14 protein-coding genes are annotated in these 21,059 nt (G+C 39.2%); 2 read left to right on the top strand and 12 right to left on the bottom strand.

The window, feature by feature from the left end; all coding sequences use genetic code 11:
- Positions 1 to 59: 59 nt before the first annotated feature.
- A complete protein-coding gene (locus JEM65_RS16385; protein ID WP_233530698.1) occupies positions 60 to 1,838 on the top strand; it encodes a hypothetical protein in 1,779 nt (592 codons plus the stop codon).
- Between the two features lies 1 nt (position 1,839).
- Here the strand turns inward: JEM65_RS16385 and queG are convergent, their stop codons facing one another.
- The 11 genes from queG to JEM65_RS16330 all read right to left on the bottom strand — a co-directional run bounded on the left by queG (position 1,840) and on the right by JEM65_RS16330 (position 17,251).
- Complete coding sequence (gene queG / locus JEM65_RS16380) at positions 1,840 to 2,766, bottom strand: tRNA epoxyqueuosine(34) reductase QueG (protein ID WP_199601851.1); 927 nt, start codon at positions 2,764 to 2,766, stop codon at positions 1,840 to 1,842.
- 58 nt (positions 2,767 to 2,824) lie between these two features.
- Entirely contained in the window at positions 2,825 to 4,159 is a 1,335-nt protein-coding gene (locus tag JEM65_RS16375; RefSeq protein WP_199601849.1) for a cytochrome P450, read from the bottom strand.
- Between the two features lie 90 nt (positions 4,160 to 4,249).
- Positions 4,250 to 5,272 (bottom strand): Holliday junction branch migration DNA helicase RuvB, encoded by a 1,023-nt coding sequence (ruvB, locus tag JEM65_RS16370; RefSeq protein ID WP_199601835.1) that lies wholly within the window; start codon positions 5,270 to 5,272, stop codon positions 4,250 to 4,252.
- 171 nt (positions 5,273 to 5,443) lie between these two features.
- On the bottom strand, positions 5,444 to 7,240 hold the full coding sequence (locus tag JEM65_RS16365) for a cytochrome c oxidase subunit I (protein WP_199601827.1): 1,797 nt from the start codon (positions 7,238 to 7,240) through the stop codon (positions 5,444 to 5,446).
- A gap of 35 nt (positions 7,241 to 7,275) precedes the next feature.
- Positions 7,276 to 8,346 carry a cytochrome c oxidase subunit II gene (locus JEM65_RS16360; RefSeq protein WP_199601825.1) on the bottom strand — a complete coding sequence of 357 codons (1,071 nt, stop codon included), beginning with the start codon at positions 8,344 to 8,346 and terminating at the stop codon, positions 7,276 to 7,278.
- A gap of 28 nt (positions 8,347 to 8,374) precedes the next feature.
- Positions 8,375 to 9,757, bottom strand: a complete 1,383-nt coding sequence (locus JEM65_RS16355) for a quinol:cytochrome C oxidoreductase (protein WP_199601823.1) — start codon at positions 9,755 to 9,757, stop codon at positions 8,375 to 8,377.
- A 2-nt stretch (positions 9,758 to 9,759) separates the two neighbouring features.
- Positions 9,760 to 10,341, bottom strand: a complete 582-nt coding sequence (locus JEM65_RS16350) for a c-type cytochrome (protein WP_199601821.1) — start codon at positions 10,339 to 10,341, stop codon at positions 9,760 to 9,762.
- Between the two features lie 5 nt (positions 10,342 to 10,346).
- Positions 10,347 to 10,880: a DUF3341 domain-containing protein gene (locus tag JEM65_RS16345; protein WP_199601819.1), complete on the bottom strand. Its 534-nt coding sequence runs from the start codon at positions 10,878 to 10,880 to the stop codon at positions 10,347 to 10,349.
- 4 nt (positions 10,881 to 10,884) lie between these two features.
- Positions 10,885 to 12,636: an NrfD/PsrC family molybdoenzyme membrane anchor subunit gene (gene nrfD / locus JEM65_RS16340; protein ID WP_199601817.1), complete on the bottom strand. Its 1,752-nt coding sequence runs from the start codon at positions 12,634 to 12,636 to the stop codon at positions 10,885 to 10,887.
- Positions 12,637 to 12,667: 31 nt separating this feature from the next.
- On the bottom strand, positions 12,668 to 15,796 hold the full coding sequence (locus JEM65_RS16335; protein WP_199601813.1) for a TAT-variant-translocated molybdopterin oxidoreductase: 3,129 nt from the start codon (positions 15,794 to 15,796) through the stop codon (positions 12,668 to 12,670).
- Positions 15,797 to 15,955: 159 nt separating this feature from the next.
- Positions 15,956 to 17,251 (bottom strand): c-type cytochrome, encoded by a 1,296-nt coding sequence (locus JEM65_RS16330; RefSeq protein WP_199601806.1) that lies wholly within the window; start codon positions 17,249 to 17,251, stop codon positions 15,956 to 15,958.
- 297 nt (positions 17,252 to 17,548) lie between these two features.
- Here JEM65_RS16330 and JEM65_RS16325 point away from each other — a divergent pair, with 297 nt between their 5' ends.
- On the top strand, positions 17,549 to 17,929 hold the full coding sequence (locus JEM65_RS16325; protein ID WP_199601804.1) for an SPOR domain-containing protein: 381 nt from the start codon (positions 17,549 to 17,551) through the stop codon (positions 17,927 to 17,929).
- Between the two features lie 232 nt (positions 17,930 to 18,161).
- Here JEM65_RS16325 and infB read toward each other — a convergent pair whose 3' ends face one another.
- Entirely contained in the window at positions 18,162 to 21,044 is a 2,883-nt protein-coding gene (infB, locus tag JEM65_RS16320; RefSeq protein ID WP_199601802.1) for a translation initiation factor IF-2, read from the bottom strand.
- Positions 21,045 to 21,059: the final 15 nt, after the last annotated feature.

Here is a 21,059-nt window from a genome sequence, read left to right as displayed (position 1 = left end):
TCTTAGGTCATAGCGTAAGTGTCTCGCAGGAACAGATAGCCGAGAAGGACTCTGTTAACATGTACCAAAAAATTGAAGACTATTCAAAAAAAAGAAAATTTACCAAAGCACTACACAAACTCGTATTCAGGTCCACTGAAAAAAAACCAGTAAACGCGGTTAAAAATCAGTCCAAACAAGATTTCGCACTTTTTCAAGGGAAAATTATCCGCCACATCACTATTGGAAGTCATGATCCATTTGGATTTTCATTTACAGATAGCACACAAACAGCTAATAGCTGGGTAGAAAAGACTGGAAATTTTATCCATATAAAAACAAAACCTTTTGCTATAAGAAACACCTTGTTGATTAAAGAGAAAACACCGCTAGATACGTTTCTACTGCGAGAGAGCGAGCGTTTGTTACGTTCACAAAATTATATCAGGCGTGTTGAAGTTACCGCAAAAAGCGTAGGTAACTCCCAAGATTCTATAGATGTCAACATTGAAGTTTTAGACTCCTGGAGTTTAATTCCAAACGCCACGGCATCCACTTCAAAAACAAAATTAAAATTAAAGAATAGGAATTTCTTAGGCATTGGACATGAGTTTAATAATACCCTTGTTAAAAGTTTGGAAGATGGTAACTATGGTTATGATACGCGCTATACCATTCCGAATTTTAAAAATACATTTATAGAAACCACATTGGCCTACAAAACAGATTTAAATGGGTATTCCACCAAACTTCTAAAAATTGACCGACCGTTTTACACTGCTTTGGCGAGATGGGCTGGTGGTATTTACCTTGATGAGCAATATCGGAAAGAATATATTCAAAACGGTGATCCTGAACCACAGCCACAAGATTTTAAATATGTAACCCAAGATTTTTGGGGTGGTCATGCATATCAGCTTTTTAAGGGTAATTCTGAAAAAGAAAGAACCACCAACTTTATAACCAGCGCGCGTTATTTACGTGTAGACTATAAAGAACGTCCGTCTGCCGAATATGATCCTGTTGGTTATTTTGCTAACGAATCGTTTTATTTGGGAAGTATGGGAATTGCTTCTCGTCAATTTATAAAAGACGATTATATTTTTAGGGATGGAACCATTGAAGATGTACCCGTTGGCACTGTGTATGCCGTAACCGGTGGCTATCAAAGGAAGCAGCAGCATGACCGAATGTATCTTGGCGCCAAGGCCTCCCATGGCAATTATTTTAATTGGGGGTTTTTGAGTACTAATTTTGAGATTGGGTCTTTTGTGGACAACGGTCACTTAGAACAAACTACCATTTCTTTAAAGGCCAATTACTTTACCAATTTAATATCTTTAGGGAATGATTGGAGAATGCGTCAGTTTGTAAAACCTCAAATACTCATTGGCACAAACAGGTTGGATTCTGAAGGCGACCGACTTACCATTGATTATAACAACAAGTTTAGAGGTGTTTATGATAACAACTTCGACCTTAACGATGGCGCAGGTATACGCGGGTTTGACAGTGATTTTATGGGCACCAAAAAGTATGTCTTGTCTTTACAAACCCAATTCTACTCGCCTTGGGAAGTGTTTGGGTTTCGATTGAATCCGTATGTTAATTTAAGTGCTGCTGCCTTGGGGAATGAAGGCAGGTCAATTACGAAAAGTAAACTTTATTCTTCATTTGGTGCAGGGTTGATCATCAGGAATGATTATTTGGTGTTCAGTTCCTTTCAGGTGTCGTTTTCATTCTATCCACAAATACCAGGGCAAGGCGCAAACATTATTAAAACCAATGCTTTTGAGACTGAAGATTTTGGTTTTCAGAGTTTTGACTTAGGGAAACCGACACCGGTTTGGTATAATTAGATTAGCGGTCCTTTAAAAACAAAATATTCCGTTGTAACCCTTCAAACTTCGTGCGCTTTACTGGCGATTTTTTAAAAAGGTCCCTAAACACATCTTCAGTAATTTCTTCCCAATCTTTTTTGGTCATGGACAATAGCTCCGGGTGTGGATTGAACAAAGGCTCACTATGCGCTCTGGAGAAACGATTCCAAGGGCACACATCTTGGCAAATATCACAACCAAACATCCAATCATCAAATTGCCCTTTAAACTCGGTGGGGATATTTTCCTTTAATTCAATAGTAAAATAGGAGATGCATTTGCTGCCGTCCACAACATACGGGTCAGTAATGGCTTGGGTTGGGCAGGCATCTATACATTTGGTACAGGTACCACAATGATCTGTTGTGGGCAGGTCGTATTCCAATTCGAGATCAAGGATTAATTCTGCCACAAAATGAAACGAGCCTGCCTGTTGGGTTAATAATAAGGTGTGTTTCCCAACCCAGCCTAATCCTGACTTGGCTGCCCATGCTTTATCCAAAACAGGTGCAGAATCTGTAAACGCACGACCATGAACCTCTCCAATTTCTTCTTGAATATAATTGAGAAGTGATTTTAATTTGTCTTTAATGACAAAATGATAATCTGTGCCGTAAGCATATTTACTCAGTTTATAGGTATGATCTATTTGTTGCTCTTCAGGATAATAATTCAATAGTAAAGAAATAACGGATTTTGAATCTTCTACAAGTTTCGTCGGGTCCAATCGTTTGTCGAAATGGTTTTCCATATAACGCATTTCTCCATGCATATTGTTGTTGAGATAACGTTCCAATCGTGGTGCTTCCTCTTCCAAAAATTGTGCTTTGCTGATACCGCACGACAAAAAACCGAGGCGTTTGGCTTCAGATTTTATGAGTTGGCTGTATGTTGATTTATTTTGCAATTTTTAAATTTACCTTATTAATTATCTGTCGGACTGCGCTCAGCCTGACAGTATAGCATTATAAACGACTTTCAAATCTCAATAGCGCATTCTTCGGTTTTAAAGTTATTAAGGGTGTGATTTCAATAGCCTCAAATTCTGGGTAAATTTTATAGTTTCTAACCAACTCCGTTACCGCAATGATCATCTCAAACATGGCAAAATTATTACCTATACATTTTCTTGGTCCTGCCCCAAAAGGAAAATATTGGGATGAGAATTTACGGCTGCCGACCTCAAAACGTTCTGGTAAAAATTCATTCGGCTGCTCCCAGAGTTGTGGATGACGGTGTATTTCGTAAATGGAAAATAACAAATTTGATCCTTTTTTAAAGATCATGTTATTAAATTCATCTTCCTCAATATTCACGCGATCAATAAAATAGACAGGCGGGTATAAGCGCATCGCTTCTTCTATGACCTGTTGGCAAATGGTGGAAGCCATCACCTCTTGCATTAGATATCCAGAGTCTGATGAAGTTTGCAGACTTTCCTCATAAATTTTGTCTTGCCACTCCGGATGCTTAGCTAAGAGTTGAAACGTAAAGGTGAGGGCATTTGAGGTAGTTTCATGTCCTGCGGTAAAGAGAATCAAGATTTCATCAATCAATTGTTCCTCATCCATAAAATTGCCATCCTCATAACGGGCTTCTAAAAGCATATCCAACAAATCGTCATGCTGTTCTTGAGACTTACGTCTGGTATTCACGATATTTTTGAGTATGTGACGGGCTCCCCTGGTCAGCTCCAAATGTTTTTCAATGGTACCACTAGCTTTAAACCACCAGCCCAAATACGGTTGACGAAGTTCTCTCACCAACATTTTCTGAGCCGCTTCTGTAATAAACTGTAATCTGTTAATGTCTTCAGTACTTGCCGCGCTACTGAATAAAGATTTCACTACGGTTTGAAAAGCAAGATCATTGAAAACTGGAAACATATCTATCGTCTTACCAACTTGAATGTTTTTAAATTCCGTCAGGATAGCACTTTGAATTTTCCCCAATAAATTGGCCAATTGCTTTTTATGAAATGCCGGTTGAATTAACTGGCGTTGTTTTTTCCATAACTCGCCTTCGGAAGTCAATAAGCCTTTGCCAACATATTTTACTAAATCTACAGTTTGGATTTTAGACTTGGTATAATTTTTCTGATTTTTCTGAAGAACGTATTCCGCAAAAGCAGCATCACGGGAAAATATAACTCCGTTGGAAAAACCAATGTTTAATTTAAAGGTATCTCCTTTAGCAGTAAAGTTGGCATTGTGGAATGGAAGCGGGTTCTTTAGGATTTCCAAAGAGTGTTTCAGAAAACGAATTAATGGAACTGATGGAATTTCTTTATTGGGTGGCATTATGAGAACCTTATTGTGCTGGTTAATTGAAATCGGAATGTGTTAAACTCAATGAGAATGCCCCTAAACAAATCCATTTTACAAATTTACTTAAAACAATCCTCCTTGTAGATTAGCCTTTATTTTCCCCAGATGCTTATATGCTAATTCTGTTACTTCCCTACCGCGAGGGGTGCGCATGATAAAGCCTTGTTGAATCAAAAAGGGTTCATAAACCTCCTCAATGGTTTCTGCACTCTCACTCACGGCTGTTGCCAAGGTGGTGATACCAACGGGTCCGCCTTTGAATTTATCAATAATGGTGATCAAAATTTTGTTGTCCATTTCATCAAGTCCGTGAGCATCGACGTTTAATGCTTTAAGGGCGAATTTCGCAATGGCAATGTCAATGCTTCCGTTACCTTTTATCTGAGCAAAATCGCGCACACGACGCAACAATGCGTTTGAAATTCGGGGTGTTCCTCTACTCCGTCCGGCAATTTCCACGGCAGCTTCCATTGAGATAGGAACGTTTAAAATGGAGGCACTACGTTGGGTGATTGTAGTTAATAATTCCGTGTTATAATATTGCAACCGACTTTGAATCCCAAAGCGCGCACGCATTGGTGAGGTTAATAGCCCCGAGCGCGTGGTAGCGCCAATTAAGGTGAATGGATTCAAGTTTATTTGAACAGTTCTGGCGTTTGGTCCTGATTCAATCATGATATCAATCTTGTAATCTTCCATGGCAGAATAGAGATACTCTTCTACAATAGGACTCAACCGATGGATTTCGTCAATAAACAATACATCGCGCTCATCGAGATTGGTCAAAAGCCCCGCAAGGTCTCCTGGCTTGTCCAATACAGGACCAGAGGTCACTTTAATGCCGGCACCCAACTCACTGGCTAAAATATGGGCCAACGTGGTTTTACCAAGCCCTGGAGGACCATGAAACAAGGTGTGATCTAAAGCTTCATTTCTTTGGTTTGCCGCTTCAACAAAGATTTTCAAATTTTCCAATACTTGATCCTGTCCAGAAAAATCATCAAAGGATAAGGGTCTTAATTTTTTCTCGACATCAAATTCTTCAGGAGAAAAATTGTCGTTGGATGGATTTAGGTTCTCGTTCATGTTACTTCCCACGAACGTGGGAATCTCATTTTAATTAATACTAATGTCAATTGGTATAATTCCGATTGATCGAAAACAAAGATAAACAAAAAGCCTTTCTTATTCAGAAAGGCCTTTATGATATGATAGAATTTTGAGATTGAATAATGCAATCCCGCTTTCAAATGTATTTTAATGTTGTAACTCCTCTTCACCTTCTTTTAAAGGCACATTCTGGGGTACAAAATCGTCGTCATGCCCTGGTTTGCTATAGTCATAAGACCAACGGTATACATGAGGAATTGCTCCTGGCCAGTTCCCGTGGATATGCTCAACAGGTGTAGTCCACTCCAATGTATTTGATCTCCATGGATTTTGAACTGCTTTCTTACCCATAAACATACTGGTAAAGAAATTATACAAGTACACAATCTGAACAATCCCACCAATAATAGCAAAGATTGTAATGACAATATTCACATCAGCTAAATCATCAAACAATGGAAACGCTGAGTTGGTATAATAACGTCTTGGTAACCCTGCCATTCCGATAAAATGCATTGGAAAGAACACCCCGTACGCACAAATTGCAGTTATCCAGAAGTGAATGTATCCTAAATTCTTATTTAACATTCTGCCAAACATTTTAGGATACCAGTGGTAAACCCCTGCAAACATCCCATAAATTGCTGAGATCCCCATTACTAAATGGAAGTGGGCAATAACGAAATAGGTATCGTGAACGTTAATATCTAAGGCACTATCTCCAAGAATAATTCCTGTTAGACCACCTGTGATAAACGTCGATACAAATCCGATAGAGAACAACATGGCAGGGTTCATCTGGAGATTCCCCTTCCATAAGGTCGTAATCCAGTTAAAGGCTTTTACTGCTGATGGAATTGCAATTAATAAGGTTGTAAATGTAAATACGGATCCTAAGAATGGGTTCATTCCTGACACGAACATATGGTGACCCCAAACAATTGTTGATAAAAAGGCAATTGCTAAAATAGAAGCCACCATCGCGCGGTATCCAAAGATCGGTTTACGTGAATTGGAGGCCATAATTTCTGACACTATTCCCATCGCTGGTAAAATCACGATATAGACTTCAGGGTGACCTAAGAACCAGAATAAATGTTCAAAAAGTACTGGCGATCCACCTTGGTAATGCAATACTTCACCTTGAATAAAGATATCGGATAAGAAAAAGGACGTTCCAAAACTTCTATCCATAATCAATAACAACGCTGCAGCAAATAATACTGGGAATGATACGACACCAATGATGGCTGTAACAAAGAATGCCCAAATAGTTAAAGGCAAACGCGTCATGCTCATCCCTTTGGTACGCATATTAATTACCGTAACAATGTAATTTAATGATCCTAATAAGGAGGATGCAATAAAGATAGCCATAGAGATTAACCATAAGGTCATCCCCATACCTGAACCACCTTGAGCCATTGGTAAGGCACTCAATGGAGGATAAATAGTCCACCCAGCTGCCGCAGGACCTGCTTCAACAAATAATGACATTAACATGATGATACTTGAAAGGAAAAATAACCAATACGATACCATGTTCAAAAATCCCGAAGCCATATCTCGTGCTCCAATTTGCAATGGAATTAACAGGTTACTAAAAGTTCCACTCAAACCAGCAGTCAATACGAAAAATACCATGATGGTACCGTGAATGGTTACCAATGCCAAATAAATATCAGCATCCATAACACCTCCTGGCGCCCATTTGCCCAATAATGCTTCAAAAAGTACATTTGGCTCCTCTGGCCATGCAATTTGAATACGAAACATAATCGACATCAAAACTCCAATGATCCCCATTAAGGTACCTGTAATGAGGTATTGCTTCGCGATCATTTTATGATCTTGACTAAAAATATACTTGGTTACAAAGGTTTCTTTGTGATGATGTCCGTGATCGTCGTCGTGTGCGTGAGTATCTACTGCGTGTGTTGACATAATCTATATATACTTTTTTAAAACGATTTTTGTTATTATTTCAATGATTCTTTGAAGGTTGTTTGCTCTTTAATCCAGGCATCATACTCTTCTTGGGTTTCTACTATAATATTCATTTGCATATTATAGTGAGACTTCCCGCAAATCTTGTTACAAAGTAACAGGAAATGGAACTCATAAGGATCCAAGGCATCTCTACCCTCAGCCGTCAGTCCTTTACTTTTTTCAGCCCGTATCTCATTGATATTATTAACCTTATCAATCATTTCTGGGGTTTCACGCATCTCTTTGGTAGTAATGGTAGGTGTAAAACCAAACTTAGTGATCATGCCAGGAACAGCGTTCATCTGTGCTCTAAAGTGTGGCATATATACTGAGTGCAATACATCTTGAGAACGGATTTGAAATAGTACCGGCTTTCCAACAACCAAATGTAATTCCTTAACTACAATATCATCCTGTGCATTGGGGTCAGCTTCATCAATTCCCAAAACATTGGCCTTGTCTATATCAATCAATCTTACGTTAGCCATGCCTAACACATTATCCTGTCCTGAATAACGTGCTGTCCAGTTAAACTGTTGGCCGTAAATTTCCACAATCATTGGGTCAGCATCTTCGTCTACATTCATGATAGACGTCCATGTAAACAAACCGTAGATAATCAATCCTGCCAACACAATGACTGGTATGATTGTCCAAATGGCTTCCAATGTATTATTATCAGCAAAGAATAGGGCTTTTTTCCCTTTTTCACCTCTGTATTTAAAAGCGAAGTAATGCAATAAGAATTGTGTAATAATCTGTACGGTAAAAATAACCGCCATAGAGATTATCATCAGGTTATCTACTTCAGACCCATGTTCAGAGGCAGCGTTAGACATTAATGGCAAATGCCCCCATTTTACAAAAGAAATTATGGTAAGGGCATAAATAAAGACTAAGAAGCCAATCATTAAGTAGCCGTTGACCTTATTATCGTAATCTGTTGCAATTCCACCAGTTGAGGTATCGGCACTAACTTGAGCCAGATCAAATATTTTGACCATTTGCCAAATAGCTACCGCTATGAAAAGTACTATGATAATTGTAAATAAAGCAGTCATTGTCGTTTCTCTTCTTTATATATTGTTATTAATAATGGAAATGTTCGCTCTCCTTGATAAATGGATTGTTCTTTACTGTTAAAGGTACCTTGGCCAATGACGAAAATATCACCAATAAGAATAGACCAGCAAACAATAAGATAGATCCAATTTCAGGAATACCAATGAACCATTGATCACCTACACTTCCTGGCATAATCATCACGAAAACATCAATATAATGGCCCACTAAAATAAGAACACCACACATCATTACAAACCAAGGAATACGCTTATAATCACTGTTCATCAAAATTAACAATGGGAACAAGAAATTAAGAACCAACATTCCAAAGAACGGTAAATTATAATCTTCAATACGGGTTACAAAATACGTTACCTCTTCAGGAATATTAGCATACCAGATCAACATGAACTGCGAGAACCATAAATAGGCCCATAACACACTAAACCCGAACATGTATTTTGCTAAATCATGAATATGACTGTCGTTCACTAAAGGTAAATGTCCCAATGATTTCAGGAAGATGGCTACCATTGCAATGACGGTAACCCCGCTTACAAGCATTCCTGAGAGTACATACCATCCAAACAAGGTACTGAACCAGTGTGGATCAACACTCATAACCCAATCCCAAGACATGATAGATTCTGTATAAATAAAGAATACTAAGAATGCCGCTGCAATTCTAAATGATTTTTTAAAGTATCTGTTATCGCCTGGTTCAGCAGTATCCTGCGCGATAGAGAATTTACGCGCAAAATATCTATACGCTGACCATCCCCCAATAAATATAACGGCTCTAATAATAAACCATGGAATATTTAAATAACTAGATTTGTTTTGAATTAATTTATCATCAGCCACCACATCAGGGTTCATCCAGATAAAAATTTCGTTATGGTGACCAATATAATGTGATCCCACTGCAATAGCTACTACTATAATGGCACCAGGCAATAAATAGGCAGTAATACCTTCCATAACGCGATTAAGTAATGGAGACCAACCTGATTGGGCTGCCACATTAATAGCGTAGAAAGCTAAAACTCCCAATGCAATCATCATAAAGAAAAAGGCCGCGACATACATTGCAGACCATGGTCTTTTTGCCAATTGTTCTTGCACGTGTGCTGCATGCCCATCATCGTGTGATCCTTGCTCTACATCTGCAGTAGCATCGTATGCGTTTTCATCATGTGTATTATCGTCCTGATTTTCAACACCGGCTACAACATGAGCCTCTGTAGTGGCTTCATGTCCTCCACCGTGCGCGCCATCTTGAGCAAGCATCGTTTTTACCTCTTCTAAAGATTTATGAGATGTCATAAAACCATAAGCCACTCCTAAAACACCCAGAACAATCAGGATGATGGAAAATGTCTTTAATTTATTTGAAATTGTATACATATCTATATTGAATCTTTAACAGTCTGACTTCCTCCTAATTCTGATTTAAGTTGCATCACGTAATCCACAACTTGCCAACGCTCTTCTTCATTTAATTGGTTGGCATAAGATCCCATGACGTTCTTACCGTAATAAATGGTGTGGTAAACACTTCCTTGGGTTAAGGCTCTTCCCGCATCATCAAAAGCAGGTACTCCCAAAATCTTTTCGCGTGTTACCAAGATCCCTTGGCCATCACCTTTTTTACCGTGACAAACAGCACAGTAAATATCATATAACTGACCACCTCTTGGCGAATCAATTTGCGTAGAATCCAACGGATTCATCAACGTTGCTTTGGCGAGGTCATACCCTTGGAGGCTTCCATCAATATCAAAAGGTTTATGACCTCTTGCTACAGAACCTTCTGCAGGTAACTTGGCTTCCATTCCATTAGGTAAAAAATCAGCTTCTCCATAAGCTTCATAGCCTACTGACTCATACATATCTGGGAAATATTGATAATTGGGTTTCGATTTATTTTGACATGATGCAAAAGAGATCAAAACGACCATCAATACTACTAATTTAAATAAGCTTTTCATGTGTATTAGTGTGCTTTATCAATTAAGGTAACTTCTACTGCTCCTGTATTTCTCAATATATCAAACTGTTCATCGATATTGTGCCCTGCGCTGATTTCCATCAAAAAATGATCATCTGTGGTTCTGGTATCAGGGTTTTCAGCGTCTTTAAACGGCCATAGTTTACTGCGCAAATAAAAGGTGATCACCATTAAATGGGCAGCAAAAAACACGGTCAACTCAAACATGATCGGTACAAACGCTGGCATGTTTTCGATATAGCTAAAACTTGGTTTACCACCAATGTTTTGAGGCCAGTCGTCAATCATGATATAATCCATCATAACCACTGAAACTGCAAGACCTATTACGCCGTAAATAAAAGCCGTAATAGCTAATCTTGTAGGTGCCAATCCCATTGCCTTATCTAATCCGTGTACCGGAAAAGGCGTGTATATTTCTTCAATGTGATACCGTTCTGCCCGTACTTTCTTAACGGCAGCCATTAAGACATCATCATCTGTATAAATAGCGTGAATAACTTTTGAAGATACTTCCATACTACTATTTGTTGTTAATTAATATTTTAGCCTGTCCTGCCCAATCATCACGCTCAGCCATTCCTGGAGAAGATGCCGTAATCTCGTCAAACAAGTCATATTCTATTGTGGTCATATTGCTTACTTGAAGGTAAGAATAGATACCAATGCCATTAAGAACTTCTTCTGTATTTGACCCTATTCCGTTAATTTGCTGTAAGTCGTCTTTAGTATGGGTTAGCGGATCAAATGTTCCAACACCAGCTATCAGCTTAGTAATTGCTTGCGGATCATGAGCTCTAGCCGTTGATCTTTCATCCACTATAATTGGTGAACCTGAATGCGGAACCACTTTATGGGTGCGCGCATCTGAACCTGTACCTACCAAACTGCCGCCCGTATCTCTAATGTTCTTGTAACTCTGACCAGATGACTTTAAAATCGTTTTGATCTCTGCCTGTGCAATCACCGGGAATGTACGTGCATACAGTAAGAATAATACAAAGAAGAATCCGATCGTTCCGATAAAAATTCCGATATCAACAAAGGTTGGAGAAAACATAGTCCATGATGATGGCAAGTAATCTCTATGTAAAGACGTCACAATAATTACGAAACGCTCAAACCACATCCCAACGTTTACCACGATAGAAATAAAGAACGAAAACATAATACTTGTTCTCAACTTTTTGAACCACATAAACTGTGGAGAGAATACGTTACAGCTCATCATGAATAAATAGGCCCACCAGTAAGGTCCGGTTGCTCTATTTAAGAAGGCGTATTGCTCATATTCAACTCCAGAATACCAGGCGATAAACAACTCAGTAATATAGGCTACACCAACAATAGAACCCGTAATCATGATGACGATGTTCATCAACTCAATATGTTGAACAGTGATATAATCTTCAAGGCTCACTACTTTTCTCATAATGATCAACAGTGTGTTCACCATCGCAAAACCAGAGAATACCGCTCCAGCAACAAAATATGGAGGAAAAATAGTGGTATGCCATCCTGGAATGACTGAGGTAGCAAAGTCAAAAGATACAATGGTATGTACAGATAGTACAAGTGGTGTTGCCAAACCAGCAAGAACCAAAGATACTTCTTCAAAACGTTGCCAATCTTTTGCTCTTCCTGACCATCCAAAACTCAATAAAGAATAAATTTTCTTTTGAAAAGGTTTCACCGCTCTATCACGTAACATCGCAAAATCAGGTAATAAACCAGTCCACCAGAATACTAATGATACCGATAAATAGGTTGAAATTGCAAACACGTCCCAAAGTAAAGGCGAGTTAAAGTTAACCCATAATGATCCGAATTGATTAGGAATCGGTAATACCCAATACGCTAACCACGGACGGCCCATATGTATAATAGGAAACAATCCTGCTTGAACAACCGCGAAAATGGTCATTGCTTCCGCAGAACGGTTAATTGCCATACGCCATTTTTGACGGAACAATAACAGTACTGCTGAAATCAGTGTACCTGCGTGACCGATACCTACCCACCAAACGAAATTGGTAATGTCCCAGGCCCAACCAACGGTTTTATTAAGACCCCAAACCCCAATTCCTGTTGAGACGGTATAAATGATACAGCCAATTCCCCAAAGAAAAGCGAGAAGCGCGATAGAAAAAACTATCCACCACGACTTATTGGCTTGTCCTTCTACAGGCCTAGCTATATCCACGGAAACGTCGTGGTATGATTTTTCACCTCTAACTAAAGGTCTTCTAATAGGTGCTTCGTAATGAGACGCCATAATGCTTTTAGAATTATTTCTTAATTAATTTTTATGCTTCGGTTGTATTTCTCACTATGGTGTGGTACTGTACGTTGGGTTTAGTACCAACGTATTCCAAGAGGTGATACATACGTTTATCTTCTTTAAGTTTCGCAACTTTACTTTCTTTATCATTGATATCTCCAAATACCATGGCTCCAGTGCCACAGGCAGCAGAACATGCTGTTTGGAATTCACCATCTTTAATTTCACGTCCATCACGCTTAGCATCAAGAATTGTTTTTTGTGTTTTTTGAATACACAACGAACATTTTTCCATCACACCACGAGAACGCACAACAACATCAGGATTCAATACCATACGACCAAGGTCATTGTTCATGTGGTAATCAAACTCATCATTTTTAGCGTACAAGAACCAGTTGAAACGACGTACTTTATAAGGACAGTTGTTTGCACAGTAACGCGTACCCACACAACGGTTATACGCCATATGGTTTTGGCCTTGACGTCCATGAGATGTTGCAGCCACCGGACAAACGGTTTCACAAGGTGCGTGGTTACAATGCTGACACATAATGGGTTGGAAGGCTACCTGAGGATTGTCTGCCGCGATTTCCATTTCATGTAAGGTATTCTTGATACCAGTATCACCACTTAAACCACTTGCAGCTTCTTTCTTATTGATATCACCAGTAAAGGTATCTTCAGAAGAATAATATCTATCAATACGCAACCAGTGCATATCCCTACTTTTTCTAACCTCAGCTTTCCCTACTACAGGCACATTGTTCTCTGCATGACAGGCAATAACACAAGCACCACAACCGGTACACGCGTTAAGATCAATAGACAAGTTAAAGTGATGCCCAATAGACCTGTCAAACTCATCCCATAAGTCAACATCGGGTGACGTAACAGGTGTTTCTATATGATTTAAGGATACTTGAGGCACTGCATTCCAGTACTTTTGATCCTTTGTATTGAAAACTTCAAGAGTGGTCTCCTTAATAATGTCACCACGTCCCATTAAGGTGTTATGCAACTGTATACACGCAAATTCGTGTTCTCCAACTACCAATTTAACAGATACGTCCTGAACATTATTAAAATTATTGTAGAAGTGGTAAGCGTTAGCACCTACTTGCATTTCTTCTTTTAGACCTTTTGTACGTCCGTAACCAAACGCCATTCCTAAAGAACCTACCGCTTGACCAGGCTGGATGATTGCCGGTACAGTCATGGCATAGCCATTAACCGTTACTTCAACCAAACTACCATTAAGACCACCATCAGACACTTGCCAGTTCTTAATGCCTAATTTTTTTGCATCGGTACTAGAAACAGTCACGTAGTTATCCCATGACGTTCTTGTAATTGGATCTGGGAACTCTTGTAACCAAGGGTTATTGGCTTGTTGTCCATCTCCCATACCTGTTTTGGTATAGAGCTGTAATTCCATCCCCTGACCTTTAGAAGCAGTAGCCAAAGCTCTTGCAGCAGCACCTCCTGAAGAGGCAGTCATGGTTTGGCTTGCAGCATCCCCTTCAGGTGCTGATTCTGGTCCTGATGCCAAAAGACCGGTTAAACCAGTAGCCACAAACATCCCATCGTGCAATGCTTGATTGAACGAAGCACCACCTAGTACACCTGTATCCCAATTGTCTTTAATATATTCATAATAAGAAAGATCGCTTCCAGTCCATTTTAAGAGCGCATCTTGAAACTGGCGTGTATCAAATAGTGGACGTATAGTGGGCTGTGTTAACCCAAAATGACCTTTTTTAAGCTCTACATCTCCCCAAGATTCTAAATAGTGAGGCGCTGCAGCAATATATTGAGTTTCAGATCCTGTCTCGTCTGCTTTCATAGAAAACGCGATAGACAATTCTGTTTGTCTTAATCCTTCAGCAAATTCCTTTGCATTTGGTAAGGTATAAAGCGGATTGACACCACTCATAATAATGGCACCAACTTTACCAGCTTTCATATCTGCTACTAAAGTCATGACGTCCTTATCACTACCTTGTCTTGTTTTTACCGGAGTTGCTGCATCAAATGCCTTACTTCCTAACGCGGCATTAATCTCAAGGGCAACTGTTTGGGCATTGACATCATTGATGCCTGTAAGCACAACAGCATTACTTCCGGCCCTCTTTAATTCCGACGCTACTTTTTGAATACTTTCATCAATATGTGCAGGCAAGTCTGTAGACACAGATTGACCAATAACATAACTGTATAATTTAGCTAAGGCCTGTTTTTGTTGCGAAGGTGTTGCAGGAATACGTTTGTCAGCATTGGCACCGGTTAAAGACATGTTAGATTCTACTTGAATATGTCTGGACATCTTCCCATCTTTTGGAACACGCCCTTGTGAATATCCAGATTCAAATCCGCCACCTTGCCAATCGCCAAGAAAATCAGCTCCAACAGAAACGATTACCGTAGCTTTTGATAAATCATAATTTGCAAAAGCACGTTCGCCATATTTTGCTTGATACGCATCCAATCCAGCAGATTCAGATACCGCATCATACACCACGTGGCGTACAGAACCATACTTTTCTTTAAATGTAGAAATCAACTTACTGGTTGAAGGACTGGCAAAAGTTTGTGTCAATAACACAATCTCTTTACCACCATTCATAACATCTGTCAATTTCTGATTTGTTTCAGAATCGAATGTTGACCACGAAATGTCTTTCCCTTGTTTTTGAGGACCTTTAACCCTTAAATTGTCGTACAACCCCAATACAGAGGCATGAACTCTAGCATTAACACCACTTTGTCCGGGTGCTAAATCATTATTTTCAATTTTAATAGGACGACCTTCGCGAGTTTTCACTAAAACACTTGCAAAATCAAAACCATCAGCAATTGTAGTAGCGTAATAATTAGCCACACCAGGTATGATTTCTTCTGGCTGCACAACGTAAGGAATGGATTTGACTACCGGTCCTTCACAAGCTGCCAAGGAGGCTGCTGCTGTACTGAAACCAACATATTTTAAGAAATCACGACGTGTTGTTGAAGACTTCTCCAAATTGGATTTGCTGCCTAAAAATTCGTCAGTGGGAATTTCTTCAACAAATTCGTTTTGCCTAAGCGCCTCAACAATAGAGCTATCTGTATTTAGCTCCTCAACACTTTTCCAGTATTTCTTGTTTGATGACATAATTTATATTTACGATTTTTGAGTTTCGATCTACGATTCTAATTTACGGATTGACACTAATATTGGCAATCGTAAATCGTCAATCATAATTCTAAGATGTTATACCTTTTTTTGTTTGTTCAAAAGCTCCTGTATAAGGATTAGCTCTCTATTTTTCGTTTAATAATGGCATTTACCACATTCTAAACCTCCCATTTGTGCTACGGTAAGTTTTTCAACACCATATTTTTTAGATAACTGCTCGTGAATTTTAGTGTAATATGCATTATCCTCAACTTTTACTTCAGTCTCTCTATGGCAATTGATACACCAGCCCATAGTTAATGGCGCTTCCTGAGACACAACCTCCATAGTCTCAACAGGACCGTGACAGGTTTGACATTCTATACCACCAACCGTGACGTGTTGTGAGTGATTGAAATAAGCAAAGTCAGGTAAGTTATGGATACGAATCCATTTTACGGGTTGTGCTTCTCCTGTGTAATTTTGATCTGCTGCACTCCAACCGGTGGCAGCATAAAGTTTTTCGATTTCTGCATTGTAATCTACACCGTACTCTTTTCCTTCAGCAAGGGTTTCTGGCGTCACTTCAGAAATAGACTTATGACAATTCATACACACGTTTAATGATGGAATCCCAGATTGCTTGCTCACTCTAGCAGAAGAGTGGCAATATTTACAATCGATACCGTTATCTCCGGCATGGATTCTATGGGAGTAGTGTATAGGCTGAACTGGTTCATAACCTTGATCAACGCCTACCTGCATAAAGTAACCATACACAAAGTAACCACTGGCCAACAACAATAAAATAACAGTAACCAAGACCAAGAATTGATTTTGAACAAAAGCTCTCCAGATAGAAACTCCTTTTTCCTCTTCTATAACCACACCTTTGGCTTCAGCAAAACGGTTTAACGTACGTCTTACCAAAACTAAGGCCATTGCCAATAATGCAAATAACACAGCCAAGGCCCCAAGAATCAAAGTATTTGAAGTACCAGAATCACCGCCACCGCCACCATTGCTTTCTGCTCCCGCTACTGGAGCAGGAGGTGCTGCTTTTTCTTGTGCTGTATACGCCAAGATATCACTGATATCCTGATCTGACAACTGAGGAAAAGGACTCATCGGCATCTTATTGTACTCGTTGTAAATTTGATTGGCATAAGCATCACCAGATTTGATAAGGCCAGCACTATTGTGGATCCACGCAGTTAACCATTCTCTATCAAGACCTTGCTCATCAGCCAAACGTTTCTCGATATTACGGAGTTCAGGACCAGTCATTGGCCCGTCTAATTTATGACATGCGGCACAGTTGGCATTGTAGAGTGTTTTTCCCTTGGCAGGATCACCATCCTGGGCCTGAAGCGATGTTGAAAACGTAAGTAAAATAAAGAACCCTAATTTTAGCATATTAGCGGCCAATTTACGGTGTATCACCTGTTTCATATTGTTAGTTGAGTTATCTTCCAAACTTTGGTATGATTTTTTCATTAAAATGAAAAAAATACAGTTATAAAATATCAGCCAAAAGTAATACTTAAAGTCGATTATGGAAATGTTACAGAAGTGTTAATTGATAATTTATAAACATTCTAAATAATAAATTAAGGCTTATTATAGTTAATTAAAATGACATGAGCAGATTGCAAATTAATTTTATATTTTTGTAAAATCCAAATGGTTTGAGTTTAAATCATTTCGTTTAACAAACAAAGATTATTCACCCATAAAGAAGAAAATTCCATGATAAAACCCATTGTAAAAACAGCCCTTATTGCATTGACATTTGTTGCGACATCTCTTACGGCTCATGCCCAAAAAGGTGTTGTTTCTATTGACCAAAACAAAGACATCGATAAGCTTTTGGAGTTTAAAAAAGATTTGCGCAGTGTCAACGCGTTTAAGATTCAAGTGTATAATGGCTCTAGAGGCGGTGCTGAGTCTGCAAAGAGTCAAGTAGGCAACTTGTATCCAGACTGGAGCAACTCCATTGAATACGAACAACCTAATTACAAAATATGGGTTGGGAATTTCAGAACCAGATTGGAAGCTGACCGAGCGCTTATGACCGTTAAAAAAGATTACAATAACGCTTTTATATTGCTCCCTAAAAACAACAAGTAAGATTATGGGGATGTTTGTAAAAACACTAGACGCACCTCTTCGGTGTGTTAATCAATCCACCCTCATTCTAGTAAATCATAAAAGTGCCAGATTCGAAAATTAATTTACGATCTGCGAATCATCCAACCTCCTTAAGGTTTGAGTCGCACTCTAATCAGTGAAAAAAACGACAGATTACCAAACAAAAAAAGCGACTCGTTTGAGTCGCTTTTTTAGGTTTTATAAATTAAAATTATTTCAATTTCTTTTTCACTTCAACTTCGTGGAAGGCTTCAATAACATCACTTTCTCTAATGTCGTTGTAGTTCTTAATTTGCATACCACAGTCATAACCTTTAGAAACCTCTCTAGCATCATCTTTAAATCGTTTCAGAGACGATAGTTCACCTGTATAGACCACTACACCTTCTCTAATTAAACGGATACTTGAGTTTCTAAATATCTTACCAGAAGTAACCATACATCCAGCAATCGTTCCAACTTTAGAAACTTTAAAGATTTCCCTAATTTCTGCAGTACCTGTAATTTCTTCTTTTAGCTCTGGAGACAACATGCCTTCCATAGCGTCCTTAAGATCATTGATGGCATCATAGATAATAGAATACATTCTGATATCGATTTCTTCCTTATCTGCTATTTGACGTGCATTACCCATTGGGCGTACATTAAATCCTATAATAATAGCATCAGAAGCCGTAGCTAGTAACACATCACTTTCAGTAATGGCACCAACACCTTTATGGATAATATTTACCTGAATCTCTTCAGTAGATAATTTCTGGAATGAATCTGTTAATGCTTCTACAGATCCGTCCACATCACCTTTAAGGATAATGTTCAACTCTTGGAAATCTCCAAGGGCGATACGACGACCAATTTCATCAAGTGTAATGTGACGTTGTGTTCTTACCGATTGTTCACGTTGTAATTGTGTACGTTTGGCAGCAATTTGCTTGGCTTCACGCTCATCAGCAAATACATTAAATTTATCACCGGCCTGTGGTGCACCGTCCAATCCTAAGATTGATACTGGTGTTGAAGGGCCTGCTGATCTCACGTCATTTCCACGTTCATCATGCATTGCTCTCACTTTACCACTGTTTTTACCAGCTAGGACATAATCTCCTACTTTTAAGGTTCCGGCTTGTACTAATATGGTTGACACATACCCTCTTCCTTTATCTAAAAAGGCTTCTACTACTGTACCAACAGCATTTTTATTAGGATTGGCCGTCAGCTCTAACAATTCAGCTTCAAGTAATACTTTTTCCAGTAATTCTTTAACACCTTCACCTGTCTTAGCTGAAATATCATGAGATTGGATTTTTCCACCCCAGTCTTCCACCAAAAGGTTCATTTGTGCTAAGCCTTCTTTTACCTTTTCCGGATTTGCACTTGGCTTATCTATTTTATTGATCGCAAAAATAATTGGCACTCCCGCAGCTTGCGCATGGGAAATTGCTTCTTTAGTTTGCGGCATGATCGCATCATCAGCAGCAATTACAATAATTGCTAAATCTGTTACTTGGGCACCACGTGCACGCATGGCCGTGAAGGCCTCGTGACCTGGTGTATCTAAGAATGCCATTTTTTGACCATTCTCCAATTGCACCCCGTATGCACCAATATGTTGTGTAATACCTCCAGACTCACCAGCAATGACATTTTCTTTACGAATATAATCCAAAAGAGATGTTTTACCATGATCTACGTGACCCATTACTGTAACAATAGGCGCACGTGTGATTAAATCTTCAGGTTTATCTTCAACAACTACAATGCTATCTTCAAGGTCAGAGGTTACAAATTCTACTTCATACCCAAATTCGTCAGCTACAACCGATAGGGTTTCAGCATCCAAACGTTGGTTCATCGTTACCATCATTCCTAGGGACATACACGCCGAAATAATTTGCGTTACTGGCACATCCATCATCGTTGCGACTTCACTTGCCGTAACAAATTCAGTCACTTTCAACACTTTACTTTCTGCAGCTTGCTGCTCAATGTCTTTTTCCGTTTGCGTACGGTGTTGATCTCTCTTGTCTCTTCTGTATTTAGCGCCTTTACCTTTATTGGTTTTCCCTTGAAGTTTTTCAAGAGTCTCACGTACCTGTTTTTGTACGTCAGCTTCACTTGGCTCTTCTTTTACAGTACTGGTTCTACCTCCAGGTTTCCCTTTGTAGTTAGGACTTGTTCCTCTATTAGCGCCAAAAGCTGGTTTATCACCAGGAGCAGCTGGACCTTTACTGATACGACGTCTCTTTTTCTTATTGGCGTCAGCAGCAGCACCGGCAGGTTTGCGTTCTTCTTTTTTCTTTTTCGGTTTGTTGAACTGAGAAAGATCTATCTTTTCTCCAGCAATTTTAGGACCAGTTAATTTCTGGTATTGTGTTTTAATTTGCTCATCACCCAACTCAGGAGTTTTAGGTGTTTGGGCAACTTCTGGACCTTTAGGAGCTTCAGTCGTTTTAGGCGCCTCAGTCTTTTGGACTGGTTCTGCTTTCTTAACGTCTTCTTTAGGCGCTTCAGCTTTCTTAGGTTCAGCCTTGGTCTCTGCTTGCGCTTCAACCTTTGGCGTTTCTTTTTCTACTGGAGGTGCCTTTTCTGAAGGTTTAGACTCTTTTGGCTCTTCAACTGGCTTGTCAACCTTAGGCTCTTCAGTCTCAGGTTTTTCCTCCTTAGACTCTTCAGGCTGAGGCTTTTCAACTTTAGGTTCTTCAGGCTTAGGTTGTTCAGTTTTTTCGATTTTTTCAGACTTCTTCGGGTCCAAATCAATTTTACCAACTTGTTTAGGTCCACTTAAAGATCCTTTCGCTTTTACAACTTGCTTGCTGGCCTCTTCTTTTTTCAGTTTCTCCTCAATCTCCCTCTCGCGCTGCACACGTAATTCTTCCTTTTCTTTCAGCTTAGCCTCACTAACCTCCTGAGAGGCCACTTTCTTATTGGCGTCTGTTTGAAATTCATTGGACAGAATGGTATGTACATCCTCTGATATTTTCGTATTGGGACTCTTATCCACAGTCACGCCCTTTGATTCTAAAAAATCAACTGCGCGATCAATGGAAATATTGAGCTCTCTTAATACTTTATTTAATCTAATTGTATCAGCCATAAATTGCTTCTAATA

It is taken from the genome of Gelidibacter salicanalis, from assembly GCF_016469035.1.
GTDB classification, from domain to species: Bacteria; Bacteroidota; Bacteroidia; order Flavobacteriales; family Flavobacteriaceae; genus Gelidibacter; species Gelidibacter salicanalis_A.
Note: the sequence above shows the minus strand (reverse complement) of the source record. Positions and strands in the feature narration are given on the sequence as shown.